We start from the raw sequence: 15113 nt of genomic DNA on the forward strand, positions 1-15113 counted from the left end.
GGAGTTCAGAGTTGTCTCAGGGTTCCGATGATCCGGTCGAGCACCGTCTCATCGTTCACGTACGGCTGCCCGACCAGTTCCAGCCAGCCCGGCGGGACCAGGTCGTCGCGTTCCTGGAAGGCGGCCGCGGGCAGACCGTTCCTGGGCCGCCGGGGAAGGACCGAGCCGTTCGGCCGCCGAGGCTCGGCCTTCTCCGCCACCGGCGGGCCGGACTCCGGCGCGGCCAGGTACCGGTCGGTGAGCACCTTGAACTCGCGCCGGGCGAGGGCCAGGTTGGCCGCGCCCCGGCTGAGCGTCAGGTGGGCGACCTGCGTGCCACCGACCTCCGGGTCGAGCACCCGGAGGACGTGGAACGCCGATGTGGTGGTGAGCAGGATGTCGCCCAGCTCGTCGTCCGGATCGACCAGCCGGACCAGCGTGACGGCCGCGCCGGCCAGCGCGCCCGCGGCGACCGCGTCGTCGCCGTCGGGTTCGTGACCGCCGGCCCACCAGGACGCCGCCGCGTCCCGGATGGAGAAGACCGCCACCGAGAGGGCTCCGCCGATCTCGAGCGCCAGCTCCAGCGGCTGCATGGGTGTCCGTCCGTTGGTTCCGAGCCGGTCAGGCGAAATCGGCGTCCATCTGCTTCATGACCACGCGGGCCTGGGCGAACAGCATGCCGATGTTCGACACCCGCTTGCACACGATCACCGCGACCAGGTCCTGGTGCCGGTTGCTCCGCAGGAACAGGTGGACCAGGTCGTCGCTGTTGACCAGCATCTCCTGGAAGTAGTGCCGGTCGCTCGGCGCGTGGCGCTCGGCGAAGACGTCCCGGATGATCGACACGTTCCGGCCCTGGAAGAGGTCGAACGTGGCCGCCGCGAGCAGGTCGAGCTGCTCGTCCGGCTGCTGGTCGTCCAGCGTGTCCACGGCCAGCAGCATCCCGGTGGACATGTCCACCAGCGCCGCCGTGATGGCCTCCGGAACCTGGTTCCGGAACGTCCGCACGGTGTCGGTGACGACCTGCGACATGCTGCGCTCGGTCGTGACCGGCTTCTCGTCGACGGTGGTCATACGTCGAGGTCGGCTTCGATCTTGCGGAGCTGGTGGCGGGCCAGACCGAGGTTGGCGCGGCTCTTGCTGAGCGCGAGGTAGAGGAAGAGCGCGTCGCCGGCGCCCTTGCGGGTCGGGATCAGCCGGATCAGGTGGTACTGGCTGTCCAGCGTGATCAGGATGTCCTCGATGTCCTCGCCGAGGCCCAACATCTCGACCGCGCGCATCTTGGCCCGGACCACGTCCGTGTTGCCGGCCGCCGCGACGTTCATGTCCATCGTCGGCGAGCCGCCGATGACGCCCAGCGTCAGACCGCTGGTGTAGTCCACGAGAGCCACGCCGATCGCGCCCTCGATGGCCATCGCTTCCTTGAGTGAGGTCTCGATGTTGGCCACTTGTCGTTCCTCCGTGGTGTGTCGAGGCCCCGGTCCGGCCGACCGTCCCCCGCCGAGGTGGTCGTACCGGAGCTCTGCGGATCTTGCCGTCGACGAGCGTGACACAGGTTCACTCGAAAGGGGACCACTGAGCTGGGATTACGGGGAGGATCGGCTGATCATCGGTGGGTACTCAGTCCGATTGATGGAAATTGCATCAGGCTGGACTATGGACACGGTGCGTGCCCGAGGAGTAACCGCACCGTGACGGATTGTCCGGGTATGCCAGGCTTAGGCGAACAGCGCGCTGACCGATTCGCCGTTGTGGATGCGGCGCATCGCCTCGGCCAGCGGCGCCGCCACCGACAGAACGGTCAGCTTGTCGGAGTGCTTCGAGCGCGGGATCGGCACGGTGTTCGTACACACGATCTCCTCGACGTCCTTCTCCGCGCTCAGCCGCTCGATCGCGTCGCCGGTGAACAGGCCGTGCGTGCAGGCCACCCGGACACTGCGGATGTTGCGCTCGCGGAGCCGGCCCAGCAGCTCGAAGACCGTGCTGCCCTTGGCGATCTCGTCGTCCAGCACGATCACGTCCCGGTCGGTCACCTCGCCGATCACCGAGCTGATCACCACCTTGTCGTCGGCGAAGCGCTGCTTGGCCCCGGCCGCCACGTCGATGCCGAGCATCCGGGCGAAGGTGGCCGCCTCCTTGGCGTTGCCCAGGTCGGGCGAGACCACCACGGTGTTGCTCAGGTCGTAGCCGCGGAAGTGGTCGGCCAGCTCGCGCAGCGCGTGCAGGTGGTCGACCGGGATGCTGAAGAAGCCGTGCACCTGCGGCGAGTGGAGGGTCATGGCCAGGATCCGGTCGGCGCCGGCCTGGTTCAGGAGGTCGGCGACCAGGCGGCCGCCGATGGAGATGCGCGGGGCGTCCTTCTTGTCACTGCGGGCGTACGCGTAGTGCGGCAGCACCACAGTGATCCGCCCGGCCGACGCGCCCCGGGCCGCGTCCAACATGAACAGCAGCTCGACCAGGTTCTCCTGGGTCGGCGGCACGAGCGGCTGGATCAGGAACACGTCACGTTCCCGGCAGTTCCCCTGGAGCTGCACCTCGATGCAGTCGTTGGCGAATCGGGACACCCGCGTCCCGAGCAGGGGCACCCCCAGGTGGTGGCAGATCTCGGCGGCCAGGTCGGGATGGGCACTTCCGCTGAAAACGGCGATGTCACGCACGGGCACCACCCTAAGCGGGCGCCTTCCGACACGGACGGGCGACTATCGTGATCGCATGAACGGGCTGGCTGTGGCTTGTCGCCGCGTTGTGCACATCTACCGCGCCGAGGCGGGTGACGTGGTGGCGCTGGCCGGTGTCGACCTGTCCATCGCGCCCGGCGAGACGCTGGCGCTGGTCGGGCCCTCCGGCTCCGGCAAGTCGACGCTGATCGCGCTGCTGGCCGGGCTGATGCGGCCGTCGGCCGGGCGGATCAACATCGGCACGTACGACATGGGCAAGCTCTCCGACGCCGAGGTGTCCCGGTTGCGCGGCACCGAGATCGGGGTGGTGCTCCAGGGCGCGGCGCGCAACCTGCTGCCCTACGTGTCCCTGCACCGCAACATCTGGCTGGCCCAGCGGCGGGCGGCACACACCCGCGGCATCGAGCTGGACGACCCCGACCGCATCCTCGACCTGGTCGGGCTGCCCGGCCAGGGCCGCGCCCGGCTCGACGACCTCACCCCGGGCGGGCGGCAGCGGGCCGCGCTCGCCGTGGGCATCGCCGCCGGGCCCGGGCTGCTGCTGGTCGACGAGCCGACCAGCCGGCTCGACACCAAGGGCCGCGACGAGGTGCTCGCCGCGATGGAGACGGTCAACCGGGAACGGCAGACCACCATCGTGGTGGTGACCCACGACAACGAGGTGGGCGCCCGGCTCGGCCGCGCGGTCACCATCCGGGACGGCCGGGTCGGCGCCGAGGGCCGCGACGGTCAAGACTTCGCCGTGGTGGCCGGCGACGGCACCGTGCAACTGCCGCCGGACGTGCTGGGGTCGTACCCGCCGGGCACGCTCTTCACCGTGCAGCACGTCGACGGCGAGGTCACGCTCGTACCCGGTTCCTAGTTCTCTAGGAACGCACCCAGGTCGCCTCGCCGTCGAGCAGGTGCAGCTCGCGGTCGCCGAGGGCGGCCGCCTCCGGGTCGTGGGTGGCCAGCACGACCGCGGCCCCCCGCGCCGCCTCCGACCTGAGCATGTCCATCACCTTCTGCCGGTTGGTCGCGTCCAGCTCGCTGGTGACCTCGTCGGCGAGCAGCACGTCGCCGCGCAGCGCCAGGCCGCGGGCGATGGCCGTACGCTGCTGCTGACCGCCGGACAGCTCCTCGATGAGCTGGTCGCCGTGCCCGGACAGGCCGACCCGGTCGAGCGCCTCGGCGGTGAGCCGCCGCGCCTCGGCCGGGGTGCCGCCGGTGGCGATCACCGCGACCGCGATGTTCTCGGCCGCGGTGAGAATCGCGGCCAGCCCGTTGTCCTGCGGGATCAGCACCACGCCGAGCGCGACCGCCTGATCGCGGTCGGCCAGTGCCGCGTCGTCGACCAGAACCTTGCCCGCGGCGGGCGTGAGCAGACCGGCCATGGCGGCCAGCAGCGTGGTCTTGCCGGCGCCGGACGGGCCGGTGACCGCGAGGATCTCGCCCGGACCGACCACGACCGACACGTCGCGCAGCACCGGGTCGCCCGAGCCGTAGCCGATCGACGCGTCCTCGACCCTGAGCGTCCTCATCGGATGTCTCCCCCTCGCCCGTCCGGATCTCGGGGAGCATACTTCCCTTGATGGACTACGCACTGGGTGTCGACCTGGGCACCACCCATATCGCCGCGGCCGTCAACCTCGACGGGCGGATCGAGGTGGTGCAGCTCGGCGACCGCCACAAGGAGATGCCGGCGCTCCTCCACCTGGCCGAAGACGGCCGGATGACGGTCGGCGACGGCGCCGGGCGCCAGGGCCGCACCGACCCGTCCCGGCTGGTCCGTGAGGTCAAGCGCCGGATGGGCGACCCGGTGTCGATCCTGGTCGGCGGGGCCCCGTTCTCCGCGCACGCGCTGCTCGGCCGGTTGCTCAAACACGTCGTCCAGACCGTCACCACGCTGTACGGCGGGCCGCCGGCGCACGTCGTCGTGACCCATCCGGCGAACTGGGGTCCGTACAAGCGCGAGCAGCTCGAGCAGGTCTTTCTGGCGGCCGGGCTGACCGGCGTGCGGACGCTCACCGAGCCCGAGGCGGCGGCCCTGCACCACGCGGCCGGCAAGCGCATCGCCCCCGGCGAGCTGATCGCCGTGTACGACCTGGGCGGCGGCACGTTCGACGCGGCGGTGCTGCGGCGCACCGAGGACGGGTACGAGATGCCCGGCCCGCCCAGCGGCATCGAGCAGCTCGGCGGCATGGACTTCGACGAGGCCGTCTTCGCTCACGTCACCCAGGTCCTCGGTCCGGAGGCGACCGACCGCGGCGATCCCGACTTCGAGGCGGCCATCGCCCGGCTGCGGCGCGACTGCGTGGAGGGCAAGGAGTCGCTGTCCTTCGACACCGAGGTGCAGATCCCGGTGGCGCTGCCCGGTTTCCACACGCGGGTGCGGATGACCCGGGCCGAGTTCGAGGCCGCCGTCGCGCCGGCGCTGACCGACACGGTCGAGGCGCTGGGCCGTGCGATCCGCGGCGCCGGCGTTTCCGCCGACGACATCTCGATGGTCCTGCTGAGCGGGGGATCGTCGCGCATCCCGCTGGTCACCCAACTGCTGACCGCCGGGTACGGACGACCGGTCGCGCAGGACCCGCACCCCGAGCACAGCATCGCCATGGGCGCCGCTCTCGTGGCCGGCGTCCCTCCGGCTCCCACTATTTCTCCTGAGACACCGGTCCTCGGCGAGCCGTCTCCTGAGGCGCCGGTCCTCGGCGAGCCCAGGCCTCCCCTGCCGAAGGCGACCGTGCGGGCGACCGCGCGCTCGGGCGAGACCACCCAGGAGTTCGCCCTCACCGGTCCGCCGGCCGCGGAGCCCGGCCCCGACGAGTTCCGCCGCCGCCAACGGATAGCGCTGATCGCCGCGATCGTCATCGTGCTGATCGGCGCGATCGGCGGTGTGGCCCTGGCGTTGGAGGGCCGCGACGAGGTCCGCCCGGCCGGCAGCACCACCGTCACCCGGTAGCCGGCCGATGGCGGACGCACCGGATCCCTACCTGTATCCCGAGGTCGCCGCGGCCGGTGACCTCGCCACCCTCCTGCAGACGGAGTTCGACGCCGCCCACGCGCCGCTGCGGGCCCAGCGCCCGGCCTCGCCCGGCTGGGCGCGGGTGAGCGCCGAGACGCACGCCGCCGACCGGTCCGCGTCCGTCGTGATGGCCATGCACGAGCGGGCGTTCCTGCTCCAGTTCTGGATGCGGGGCGTGCAGATGGCTCAGGGCAGCGCGACCGGCATCGCCGACGCGGCCGCCGCGACCTGGATGTTCCTGTCCGGCGCCCCGGTCCGGCGGCTGGCCTCGGTGTGGCCGTTCGTCACGTTCAGCGGCTTCGCCGAGGCCTTCGAGCGGGGCGAGTCGGCGGCCATCGCCTACCGCTGGCAGGAATACCTCGACATCTCGTCGACCCGCTCCCTGCACCTGCTCGACCTGCACGCCTTCCTGACGGCGGCCGCGGCCGAGCCCCGGCTGCGCGCGCTGTTCCCCTTCACCAGCCACATCGACCTGGGCTTCCGCCGCTCGATCGGCGACCCCCGGGACAGCGCCCTGGCCTGGGTCCGCCCGCACGGCGAGGGCCGCTACCTGGTCACCGGCCCCGACCGCGACCGGCTGGGCAAGCCGGGCCCGATCCGCCGACCCGACCTCGGCCCGGTGTCCGGCGCCCTGGGCCCGGCCGACCCGGTGGCCACCGTGGCCCTGGTGCTGATGGCCATGACAAATTCCCGCGGATGAACGCCGTGGGGTCTTCTAGGGTGACCACGCACGCGGAATGAAGGGTGCGCGGCTCTGTTCTGGCCGCCCCGCGGCCTTGGAGCCGCGCACCCGGCCTCGGCGGGAGCTGCGGTCAGCACCACCCACCCAGGTGCGACATCGTGGATCTACTTGTCGAGGAACGGCGCGATCTGGGTGAGGTCGGCCGGGCTCAACCGGTCGGCGCTGGTGTTGCGCTGGTGCCAGAACGGGTAGCGGAGCGGCGAACCGCTGACGTCGTCGAGGGCGGCCACCTCGTCGGCGGTCAGCTCGAGGTCGGCCGCGGCCAGGCTGTCGCGGAGCTGCTCGGGCGTGCGCGCGCCGACGATCAGGGACGTGACGCCGGGCTTGCTGAGCAGCCAGGCCAGCGACACCCGGGCCGCGGACACGCCATGGGCCTCGCCGATCTGGACGGCCTTCTCGATCGTGTCGTAGAGCTTGTCCTCGTCGTGGACCGGCGGCTCGTCCCAGTCGGTGAGATGGCGGCTGCCTTCCGGCGCGTCGACGCCGCGGCGGTACTTGCCGGAGAGCAGGCCGCCGGCCAGCGGGCTCCAGACCAGCACGCCGAGGCCCTGGTCGACGGTCAGCGGGATGTGCTCGGCCTCGATGTCCCGGTTCTGCAGGCTGTAGAACATCTGCTGGCTGACGAACCGCTCCAGGTGGCGGGCGTCGCTGACCGCGAGCGCCTTCATCAGCTGCCACGCGGCGAAGTTGGAACAGCCGATGTAGCGCACCTTGCCGCTGCGGACCAGGTCGTTCAGCGCGCCCAGGGTCTCCTCGAGCGGGGTGTGACCGTCCCACTCGTGCACCTGGTAGAGGTCGATGTAGTCGGTCTTGAGCCGGCGCAGGCTGGCCTCGGCCGCGCGGATGACGTGGTGACGGGACAGGCCGGCGTCGTTCGGGCCGTCACCCATCGGCATCCGCACCTTGGTGGCGACCAGCCAGTCGTCGCGCTTGTCGCCGAGCGCCTCGCCCAGGATCTCCTCGGACCAGCCGGTCGAGTAGACGTCGGCGGTGTCGATCAGGTTGACGCCGAAGTCCTTGGCCACCGCGATCTGCTCGCGCGCCCCGGCCACGTCGATCTTGCCGACGTTGGCGGCGAACCCGGTGCCGCCGAACCCCATCGTGCCGAGCGTGAACGTCGAGACCCGGAGACCGGATCGTCCCAGTTGCCGATACTGCATGTGTTCCCACACCCTTTCGTCTTCTCCCTGAACCCTTACCCTCCGCCGAGCCACTGTCCACCGAACCGGGTAAGACTTCAGGTGTGACCACCACGACTTCCGGCCCGCCCGCCACCACCCGGCTCTACCAGGCCGGCAAGGTGGTCGAGGAGGGCTTCCCGCCGGAGCGCATCCCCGACCTGCTGCGCGAGCACCCCGGCGCGGTGCTCTGGCTGGACCTGCTCGACCCCGAGGCGCCCGACCTGGCCGAGGCGCAGAAGATCTTCGGGCTGCACCCGCTGGCCGTCGAGGACGCCGTCCAGGACCACGAGCGCCCCAAGCTCGACCGCTACCCGGAGCACCTGTTCCTCAACCTCTACCAGGTTCGGGTGCAGACCGCCCCGCCGTCGCTGCGCAAGACCGAGATCAGCGCCTTCATCCTGGAGAACGCGCTGATCACCGTGCACAAGCAGCCGGGCGACCTGGCCGCGCTGACCGCCCGCTGGGACCTCGACGCCGAGACGCTCGGCGCCGACAGCGGCGTCGCCTTCCTGGTCTACGGCCTGCTCGACGTGGTGATGGACGCCCAGCTGGACGGCGCCCAGAAGCTCGACCGGGCGATGGACGGCGTCGAGGACACCCTGCTCGAGGAGGGCGGCGCGCCCCGCGCGGTGCGGGCCAAGGGCTTCGAGCTGCGGCGCACCCTGGCCATGCTCCAGCGCGGCGTCGCCCCCATGCCCGGCATCGTCGCCGAGCTCCTCGACATCGGCGCCCACCTGCGGCTTTCCGACCAACTCAAGCCCTACCTGCGCGACGTGCAGGACCACGCCCAGCACGCCGCGGAGACCACCGAGATGGCCCGCGAACGCATCAACGGCCTGCTCGACGCCGACCTCAACGAGCAGAGCAACGCCCTCAACGACATCACCAAGAAACTGGCGGCGTGGGCGGCGATCATCGCGGTGCCGACGGCGGTGACCGGCTATTTCGGCCAGAACGTGCCGTACCCGTCCTCGGGCACCTGGGTGGGGGTGGTGGCGAGCGCGGTCCTGATGCTGGGCGCGGCCGGTTCGCTCATCTACACCTTCAAGAAGAAGAACTGGCTCTGACGATCACCATCAAATTCTGGAGGTCGTAGCGGGGTGGGTGGCGCCGACCGTCGCTCCCGCCGAGGGTCGCTCCGCTCCACCGGCGTGCGTGGTCACCCTCGAGAACCCCGGAACCACGCCCGTGCCGCCGCGGCATTCACCAGCAGCGCGTAGACCACCGGCCAGACCAGCCCACCGATCGCGGTGGCCAGGTCACCGGTGACGAGCTGGTAGACGCTCTGCGCCACCCCGGCCATGGAGAGGACCAGAATCGTCGGCCGCGCCCAGGGCCGGGCGCGCTGGACGGCCCGGGCGAGCACCAGGTAGAGCACCCCGAGCAGCAGGGACACCCCGGCCAGCCACGCCCCGGACACCAGCCCCGCGATCGAGAACAACACTGACAACGCGCCGCCGACGACCAGCAGGATCGCCAAGGCCTGAATGACCCCGGGCGCCCGCCGTCCGTCACCGTCATGATCGAAGCTGAACACGGCGACGAGTATGGCCCGTGCCCGCCCGGACCGCTGCCCCGCCTAGCGACGGCGTTTGGCGGCTCCGAAGATCGAGCGGACGATCTCGCGGCCGGCGGCCGTGGCGGCGGTCTTGAGGGCGTTGCGGACCGTCGCGTTGCTGAGCGCCTTCTCCAGGAACGACTTGTCGGCCTTCTTCGGAGGAGCCGGAGCCGGAGCCGGAGCCGGAGCCGCCGGAGGGGCGGCCGGTGGCGGGACGGCCACCTTGGCCAGGAGCAGCTCGTAGGCCGACTCGCGGTCGATGCGGGCGGCGTAGCGGGCGTTCAGCGCCGACCCGGAGACGATGCCGGTCGCCACGGACGGGTCGACCTGGGCCATCAGGGAGCGCGGCGGAGGCAGCCGGGTCCACGCCACCGGGGTGGGGGCGCCCCGCTCGGACAGCACGGTCACGATCGCCTCGCCGGTGCCGAGCTTGGTGAGCACCTCGGCCAGGTCGTACCCGGACCTGGGGAAGGTCGAGACGGTCGCCTTGAGGGCCTTGGCGTCCTCGGGGGTGTAGGCCCGCAGGGCGTGCTGGACCCGGTTGCCGAGCTGGGCCAGCACGTCGCCGTGCACGTCCTTGGGGGTCTGGGTGACGAAGAAGATGCCGACGCCCTTGGAGCGGATCAGCCGGACGGTCTGGGTGATCGCGCTCAGGAACTCCTTGGACGCGTCCTTGAACAGCAGGTGGGCCTCGTCGAAGAAGAACACCAGCTTGGGCTGGTCGACGTCGCCGACCTCGGGCAGGTCCTGGAACAGGTCGGCCAGGAACCACATCAGGAACGTGGCGAACAGCTCGGGGCGGTTCTGCAGGCTGGGCAGCTCGAGGATGCTGACCACGCCGCGGCCGTCGGGGGCCACGCGCATGAAGTCGCGGGTGTCGAACTCGGTCTCGCCGAAGAAGTCCTCGGCGCCGGCGTCGGCGAACGCGATCAGCTCACGCAGGATCACCCCGGCGGTGGCCTTGGAGAGCCCGCCCAGCTCGGCCAGTTCGGCCGCGCCGGCCGACGAGGTCAGGTGTTGGATGACGGCGCGCAGGTCGGCCAGGTCGAGCAGCGGCAGCGCCTGCTTGTCGGCGAAGTGGAAGACCAGGCCCAGGCTGGACTCCTGGACGTCGTTGAGGCCCAGCACCCGGGACAGCAGCAGCGGACCGAACGAGGTGATGGTCGCGCGGACCGGCACGCCGGTGCCGTGGCCGCCGAGGGCGAAGAGTTCCACGGGGTACGAGGCCGGGCTCCAGTCGTACCCGATGTCCTTGGCCCTGGAACTGATCTTGTCGTTGGCCCCACCGGGCGCGGCCATGCCGGACAGGTCGCCCTTGATGTCGGCCAGGAACACCGGGACGCCGGCCGCCGACAGCTGCTCGGCCAGGCCCTGGAGCGTCTTGGTCTTGCCGGTGCCGGTCGCGCCGGCCACCAGCCCGTGCCGGTTGACCATGGCGAGCGGGATGCGCACCTTGGCCGTCGGGTCGCCGGCGCCGTCCGGGCCCACCAGCGCGCCGAGTTCCAGGGCCGGACCGGTGAACGCGTAACCCGCGCGTACCTCGGCCGGAATGTCGATGTCCGCCATGGCAGCAACCTAACGCCTGGAGCGGCCGGCGCGAAGCCTGGCCAGGTTGCGTTCCACCTCCTCGGCGGCGTGCGAGCCGATCTCGCGGTAGATGTCGAGCGCCTCCTGCCAGCAGCGGCCGGCCTCGTCGGCGTGGCCCAGGTCGTGGTGGGCGGCGCCGGCGTGGCTGAGCACCTCGGCCTCGTGGAAGCGGTCGCCGGAGGCGTGGAACAGCGCGGCCGACCGCTCGTACATGGTGGCGGCCAGCGCGACCTCGCCCCGCGCCTCGTACGCCACGGCCAGGCTGTCGGTGGTCGCGGCCTGGCCGTTCAGGTCGCCGCCGGCCTCCTGGATGGCCAGCGCCTCGCGGCAGTTGACGATGGTCTCGTCGTAGTCGCCCATGTTCGCCGCGACCCAGCCGACCGCGTTCAACGCCCGGGCCAGGCCGGCGCGGTAGCCGGCCCGGCGGTAGAGCTCGACCGCCCGCCGGGAGTGCCCGATCGCGTCGGCCGGCCGGTCGGACTGCAGGCAGATCTCGCTCAGGTTGTGTTCGGCCTGCGCCTCGCCGAGCAGGTCGCCCAGGCCGGCGTAGAGGTCGCGGGCGGTGCGCATGCCCTCGTCGGCCTCGGCCAGCCGCCCGGTGCGGGAGTCGGCGCGGGCCAGCAGGCGGCGGGCGGTGGCCTGGCCGAGGAGGTCGCCGGAGCGGGTCGCGGAGCCGAGCGCCAGCCGTTGCAGCGGCCCGCTCTCGGACCAGCGGGCGCCGGGCGCGTAGAAACAGACGAGGTACGCCGCCAGCCGCCACGGGTAGGCGTCGGCCCCGGTGTCGGCGGCGTCCCGCAGGATGCCGGGCAGCACCCGGTCTTCCTCGGTGAACCAGGCTGTCGCCTCGGCCTGGGTCATCGGCGGGGCGGCGGTCGCGGCCGGCATCGGAACCTTGAGCCACTGCGGCTGGAGCGCGTCCCCCGCCGCGCACGCGAGCCGCAGGTAGTGGTCGTACATGCGGAGCCGGGCCGCGGTCAGGTCGTCGGGGTCCTCGGCGCTGCGCGCCAGTTCGCTCGCGTACGCCCGGAGCAGGTCGTGGAACGCGAAGCGGCCGGGCCGATGCTGGGCCAGCAGATGGAGCCGGGTCAGCTCGGCCAGCAGCGGCGCCGCCTCGGCCTCGGGCAGGTCGGCCAGCGCGGCCGCGGCGGTCACCGTCAGGTCGGGCCCGGGGTGGAGCCCGAGCAGCCGGAACAGCCGCCGCGCCTCCTTCGAGCAGGCCAGATAGGACCAGCTGAAGACGCGCCGCACGTCGCCGTCGGCCAGCGCGTCGAGCGGCCCGGCCGGCGCCCGCAGCTCGGCCGCGAAGGTGGACAGCGGGAACCCGGGGTGGGTGGCGATGCGGGCCGCGGCGATGGTCAGGGCCAGCGGCAGCCGGGCCGTGTACGCGATGATCTCGGCCGCCGCGTCCGGCTCGGCCGCCACCCGGGCGGCGCCGGCCCGAGCGGTGAGCAGCGCGTACGCCTCCGCCTCGGACAGCACGTCGAGCATCACCGGCCGGGCGCCCTGGGCGGCGACCAGCCCGGCCATCCGGTCGCGGCTGGTCACCACGACCGCGCAGCCGCCGGCCGCGGGCAGCAGCGGGCGCACCTGCTCCTCGTCGCGGGCGTTGTCGAGGACCACGAGCACCCGCTTGTCGCCGAGCACGGTGCGGTAGAGGGCGGCCCGCTCGTCGAGGGTGCCCGGGACCCGGCCCGGCGGCACGTCCAGCGCCTGGAGGAACGCACGCAGCACATCGGACGGATCGGCCACCGACTCGGCGGCGTCGAAGCCGCGCAGGTTCACGTAGAGCTGGCCGTCCGGGTAGTCGTCGCGGACCCGGTGGGCCCAGTGCAGGGCCAGCGCAGTCTTGCCGACCCCGGCCATCCCGGCCACCGCGGACAGCACCACGGTGGCGGGCCGGTCGCCGGAGCCGCCGACCACGTCGTCCAACCGGGACAGCTCGCCGGAGCGGCCGGAGAAGTCGGCGATGTCGAGCGGCAGCTGCCGTGGCCCGCGGGCCGGGGCCTCGGCGTCGGCCGAGCGCAGGAACCGCTCGCGGCCGGCGCCCCTCAGGCGGAACGCGTCGGCCAGCAGGCGTACCGTGCTGACCCGGGGCCGGGCCACCCGCCCCGCCTCGAGATCGCGGATCCCGCGCACGCTGATTCCGGTTCTGGCGGCCAGTTCTTCCTGGGTGAGCCCTGCTTCTCGCCGGAGTTCCGCCACCGATCGGCCGAACACCCATCCACCTCCGCCGTTCCGTTCCCCCGTGAACCTGTCAGCCTACGGCTTCGGAGCGTTTCGCAACTGCCGGTCAACTGCCGGTCGGTTTCCTGGCCGGTGCGGGGGTTCATTGGCGAAAGTAGAACCCGGAACTCGGTCGTGCCCGCCCGGCCACTGGGGTTCGACGTCGTCAGGTGCGCGCGCGTGCGCCAGAACGGGGGGATGACGTCGCCCTGGTCGAACGGGGCCCTGGGCGGGCACGGCCGGGCGTCGTGCGCCGAGTCGAGCAGCCGCGCCGCGTCTGTCCCCCCGTTCCGGCCGGCGCGGCTGCTCCCACCCCCCGCGATCACGCCCACCCCCCGCGATCACGCCGGCGGCCCCAGCAGCACCACGGCCGTCTCCCGGCCTCGCCTGGCGGCGAGCGCGTCCAGTTCGCCGTACCCGGAGGAGCCCCGCAGGGTCGCCCACAGGCGCTCGCGGTCGGCGCCGGTGGCCTCGCGGGCGTGGACCACGCGCCGGCCGCCGGCCAGGTCGACCGTCGCCTCCGGCCGCGCCTGGAGGTTGAGCCACCAGCCCGGGTCGGGCCGCGCCCAGCCGTTCATGGCCAGGGTGACCAGGTTCTCGCCGTCCTCGATGTAGCCGAGCACGACCGCCCGCGGCTTGCCCGACCGCCGGCCGACGGTGTGCAGCCGGAGCATCCCGAACCTGCCGTCCTTGGTCGGGGTGGACAGACCCAGCCGGTCCCTGGTGAGGCCGAGCAGCGCCTTGTGCGCGACCCAGGCGGTGCGGATGAACCATCGTGGCGGCAGCGTGCTGACCATGGCGTCTCCTTGTTCTACGGTGTAGGTCTACACCGTAGGGCACACGCGCCACGCGAGGGAAGAGGAAGAAAGTAAGCTCGCGAGGTGCCACGACGTTCCGCCTCCGGGTCCGCCGCCCGCGCCAACTCCCGGCTCAGCCGGGAAAGCATCGTCACGGCGGCCGTCGACCTGGCCGACCGCGAGGGCCTCGACGGCCTGAGCATGCGCCGGCTGGCCCAGCAGCTCGGGGTCGACGCGATGTCGATCTACTACCACCTGCCGGACAAGAACGCCCTGCTCACCGCGATGACCGACGCCGTGGTCGCCGAGATCGAGCCGCCGGCCCCCACCGACGCGCCCTGGACCGAGGAGCTCCGCGCGCTGATCATGGCGGCCCGGCAGGCGATGGCCCGGCACCCGTGGGCGGCCCGCGTCCTCGAACAGCGACAGGATCCGTCGCCGGCGGTGATGCTGCACATCGAGCGGGTGCTGGGCGTGATGCGGCGCGGCGGCTGCTCGATCGACCTCGGCCACCACGCCATCCACCTGCTGGGCAGCCGCATCCTCGGCTTCAGCCAGGACCTCTTCGACGACACCCCGGCCGCGGCGGCGCCACCACCGGAGCAGTTCGAGGCCACCATGCCCCACATCGCCGAGCTGGCCGCCGCGGTGTCGCACGACGGCCCGCTGGGCGGCTGCGACGACGACATCGAGTTCGCCTTCGCCCTGGACGTGCTGCTCGACGGCCTGGAACGCCGCCGGGCCGGGTTGTAGGCCTGGCCTCAGGAGGGCTGGGGCGTCGGGGCGAGCGCCTTGCACGCCTCGCGGGCCTTCGTCAGGGCCGCGTCGTCCGGCGCTGGCGAACCCTCACCGAGCGTCGCGCCGTTCTCCTGCAGGCAGTTCCGGTACGCCGGGGACATCTGGCCGCGCCCGCCTCGCCCGTTGCCGCCGCTGCCCGGCCCGAAGCTCGGCCGCACCGACGCGCACGCCGCCTGCGCCTTCTCCCAGGTGGCGTCGTCGACCCCCTCGGGCTTGCCCCCGAAGCCGCCGCCACCCGGCCGAGGCTGGCCGGAGGGCCGGGGCTCACCGGACGGCCGCGCGTCGCGGGAGGGCCGGGCATCACCGGACGGCCGGGTGATCGTGACACCGTTTTTCTGCAGGCACTCGAAGTACGCGTTCATCCCCTCGCCGCCCGGGCCGCCCCGGCCGCCGGTCGTGGGCGCCTGGTCGCCGCCGCCGCAGGCCGCCGCGCCGAACAGCATTGTCAGGGAAGCAAGGACCAGTCCGGTGCGGTGCAGCGTCACGATCGACTCCTCTAAGCGGGGGTGGTGGGCAAAAGCCGGACGGTCACGGACGAGTTGGGGCGGATGGACCGCACGGGCAGT

The 15113-nt window shown here is 72.4% G+C and carries 16 protein-coding genes; 5 read left to right on the forward strand and 11 right to left on the reverse strand.

Annotation, left to right across the window (positions count from 1 at the left end):
• Positions 1-5: 5 nt before the first annotated feature.
• The 4 genes from AB0O15_RS36420 to AB0O15_RS36435 all read right to left on the reverse strand — a co-directional run bounded on the left by AB0O15_RS36420 (position 6) and on the right by AB0O15_RS36435 (position 2636).
• On the reverse strand, positions 6-572 hold the full coding sequence (locus tag AB0O15_RS36420) for a hypothetical protein (RefSeq protein ID WP_364328623.1): 567 nt from the start codon (positions 570-572) through the stop codon (positions 6-8).
• A 28-nt stretch (positions 573-600) separates the two neighbouring features.
• The gene (locus AB0O15_RS36425) at positions 601-1053 is read right to left on the reverse strand and encodes a hypothetical protein (RefSeq protein ID WP_364328626.1); all 453 of its coding nucleotides are present in this window, start codon (positions 1051-1053) and stop codon (positions 601-603) included.
• Positions 1050-1427 (reverse strand): hypothetical protein, encoded by a 378-nt coding sequence (locus tag AB0O15_RS36430; RefSeq protein WP_364328628.1) that lies wholly within the window; start codon positions 1425-1427, stop codon positions 1050-1052. Before AB0O15_RS36430 ends, AB0O15_RS36425 begins: the two co-directional genes overlap by 4 nt.
• Before the next feature lie 270 nt (positions 1428-1697).
• Positions 1698-2636 carry a ribose-phosphate pyrophosphokinase gene (locus AB0O15_RS36435; protein ID WP_364328631.1) on the reverse strand — a complete coding sequence of 313 codons (939 nt, stop codon included), beginning with the start codon at positions 2634-2636 and terminating at the stop codon, positions 1698-1700.
• Positions 2637-2691: 55 nt separating this feature from the next.
• On the opposite strand from AB0O15_RS36435, the gene AB0O15_RS36440 reads away from it, so the two are divergent.
• The gene (locus tag AB0O15_RS36440) at positions 2692-3519 is read left to right on the forward strand and encodes an ATP-binding cassette domain-containing protein (protein ID WP_364328634.1); all 828 of its coding nucleotides are present in this window, start codon (positions 2692-2694) and stop codon (positions 3517-3519) included.
• Positions 3520-3523: 4 nt separating this feature from the next.
• On the opposite strand, the gene AB0O15_RS36445 is transcribed toward AB0O15_RS36440, so the two are convergent.
• Positions 3524-4177, reverse strand: a complete 654-nt coding sequence (locus tag AB0O15_RS36445) for an ATP-binding cassette domain-containing protein (RefSeq protein ID WP_364328637.1) — start codon at positions 4175-4177, stop codon at positions 3524-3526.
• A gap of 50 nt (positions 4178-4227) precedes the next feature.
• Between AB0O15_RS36445 and AB0O15_RS36450 the strand changes: the two genes are divergently transcribed.
• Both AB0O15_RS36450 and AB0O15_RS36455 read left to right on the forward strand, forming a co-directional pair.
• Positions 4228-5598 (forward strand): Hsp70 family protein, encoded by a 1371-nt coding sequence (locus tag AB0O15_RS36450; protein ID WP_364328640.1) that lies wholly within the window; start codon positions 4228-4230, stop codon positions 5596-5598.
• 7 nt (positions 5599-5605) lie between these two features.
• On the forward strand, positions 5606-6361 hold the full coding sequence (locus AB0O15_RS36455) for a DUF6193 family natural product biosynthesis protein (protein ID WP_364328643.1): 756 nt from the start codon (positions 5606-5608) through the stop codon (positions 6359-6361).
• 146 nt (positions 6362-6507) lie between these two features.
• Here AB0O15_RS36455 and AB0O15_RS36460 read toward each other — a convergent pair whose 3' ends face one another.
• Complete coding sequence (locus tag AB0O15_RS36460; RefSeq protein ID WP_364328646.1) at positions 6508-7563, reverse strand: aldo/keto reductase; 1056 nt, start codon at positions 7561-7563, stop codon at positions 6508-6510.
• Between the two features lie 83 nt (positions 7564-7646).
• Between AB0O15_RS36460 and AB0O15_RS36465 the strand changes: the two genes are divergently transcribed.
• A complete protein-coding gene (locus tag AB0O15_RS36465) occupies positions 7647-8651 on the forward strand; it encodes a magnesium transporter CorA family protein (protein WP_364328649.1) in 1005 nt (334 codons plus the stop codon).
• 92 nt (positions 8652-8743) lie between these two features.
• Here the strand turns inward: AB0O15_RS36465 and AB0O15_RS36470 are convergent, their stop codons facing one another.
• From AB0O15_RS36470 to AB0O15_RS36485, 4 genes are all read right to left on the reverse strand, one after another.
• Positions 8744-9121 (reverse strand): hypothetical protein, encoded by a 378-nt coding sequence (locus tag AB0O15_RS36470; protein ID WP_364328652.1) that lies wholly within the window; start codon positions 9119-9121, stop codon positions 8744-8746.
• A 42-nt stretch (positions 9122-9163) separates the two neighbouring features.
• Entirely contained in the window at positions 9164-10708 is a 1545-nt protein-coding gene (locus AB0O15_RS36475) for a helicase HerA-like domain-containing protein (protein ID WP_364328654.1), read from the reverse strand.
• A gap of 9 nt (positions 10709-10717) precedes the next feature.
• Positions 10718-12946, reverse strand: a complete 2229-nt coding sequence (locus AB0O15_RS36480; protein ID WP_364328656.1) for a tetratricopeptide repeat protein — start codon at positions 12944-12946, stop codon at positions 10718-10720.
• A gap of 347 nt (positions 12947-13293) precedes the next feature.
• Complete coding sequence (locus AB0O15_RS36485; RefSeq protein WP_364328659.1) at positions 13294-13749, reverse strand: nitroreductase family deazaflavin-dependent oxidoreductase; 456 nt, start codon at positions 13747-13749, stop codon at positions 13294-13296.
• An 84-nt stretch (positions 13750-13833) separates the two neighbouring features.
• Between AB0O15_RS36485 and AB0O15_RS36490 the strand changes: the two genes are divergently transcribed.
• Positions 13834-14502, forward strand: a complete 669-nt coding sequence (locus AB0O15_RS36490) for a TetR/AcrR family transcriptional regulator C-terminal domain-containing protein (RefSeq protein WP_364328662.1) — start codon at positions 13834-13836, stop codon at positions 14500-14502.
• An 8-nt stretch (positions 14503-14510) separates the two neighbouring features.
• Here the strand turns inward: AB0O15_RS36490 and AB0O15_RS36495 are convergent, their stop codons facing one another.
• Positions 14511-15032: a hypothetical protein gene (locus AB0O15_RS36495; RefSeq protein WP_364328665.1), complete on the reverse strand. Its 522-nt coding sequence runs from the start codon at positions 15030-15032 to the stop codon at positions 14511-14513.
• Positions 15033-15113 lie beyond the last annotated feature (81 nt).

It is taken from the genome of Actinoplanes sp. NPDC089786, assembly GCF_040684855.1.
GTDB lineage: Bacteria > Actinomycetota > Actinomycetes > Mycobacteriales > Micromonosporaceae > Actinoplanes.

Coding starts and splice junctions, on each gene's coding strand:
- AB0O15_RS36420 (WP_364328623.1), bottom strand. CDS start 572: ATGCAGCCGCTGGAGCTGGCGCTCGAGATCGGCGGAGCCCTCTCGGTG.
- AB0O15_RS36425 (WP_364328626.1), bottom strand. CDS start 1,053: ATGACCACCGTCGACGAGAAGCCGGTCACGACCGAGCGCAGCATGTCG.
- AB0O15_RS36440 (WP_364328634.1), top strand. CDS start 2,692: ATGAACGGGCTGGCTGTGGCTTGTCGCCGCGTTGTGCACATCTACCGC.
- AB0O15_RS36445 (WP_364328637.1), bottom strand. CDS start 4,177: ATGAGGACGCTCAGGGTCGAGGACGCGTCGATCGGCTACGGCTCGGGC.
- AB0O15_RS36450 (WP_364328640.1), top strand. CDS start 4,228: ATGGACTACGCACTGGGTGTCGACCTGGGCACCACCCATATCGCCGCG.
- AB0O15_RS36455 (WP_364328643.1), top strand. CDS start 5,606: ATGGCGGACGCACCGGATCCCTACCTGTATCCCGAGGTCGCCGCGGCC.
- AB0O15_RS36460 (WP_364328646.1), bottom strand. CDS start 7,563: ATGCAGTATCGGCAACTGGGACGATCCGGTCTCCGGGTCTCGACGTTC.
- AB0O15_RS36475 (WP_364328654.1), bottom strand. CDS start 10,708: ATGGCGGACATCGACATTCCGGCCGAGGTACGCGCGGGTTACGCGTTC.
- AB0O15_RS36485 (WP_364328659.1), bottom strand. CDS start 13,749: ATGGTCAGCACGCTGCCGCCACGATGGTTCATCCGCACCGCCTGGGTC.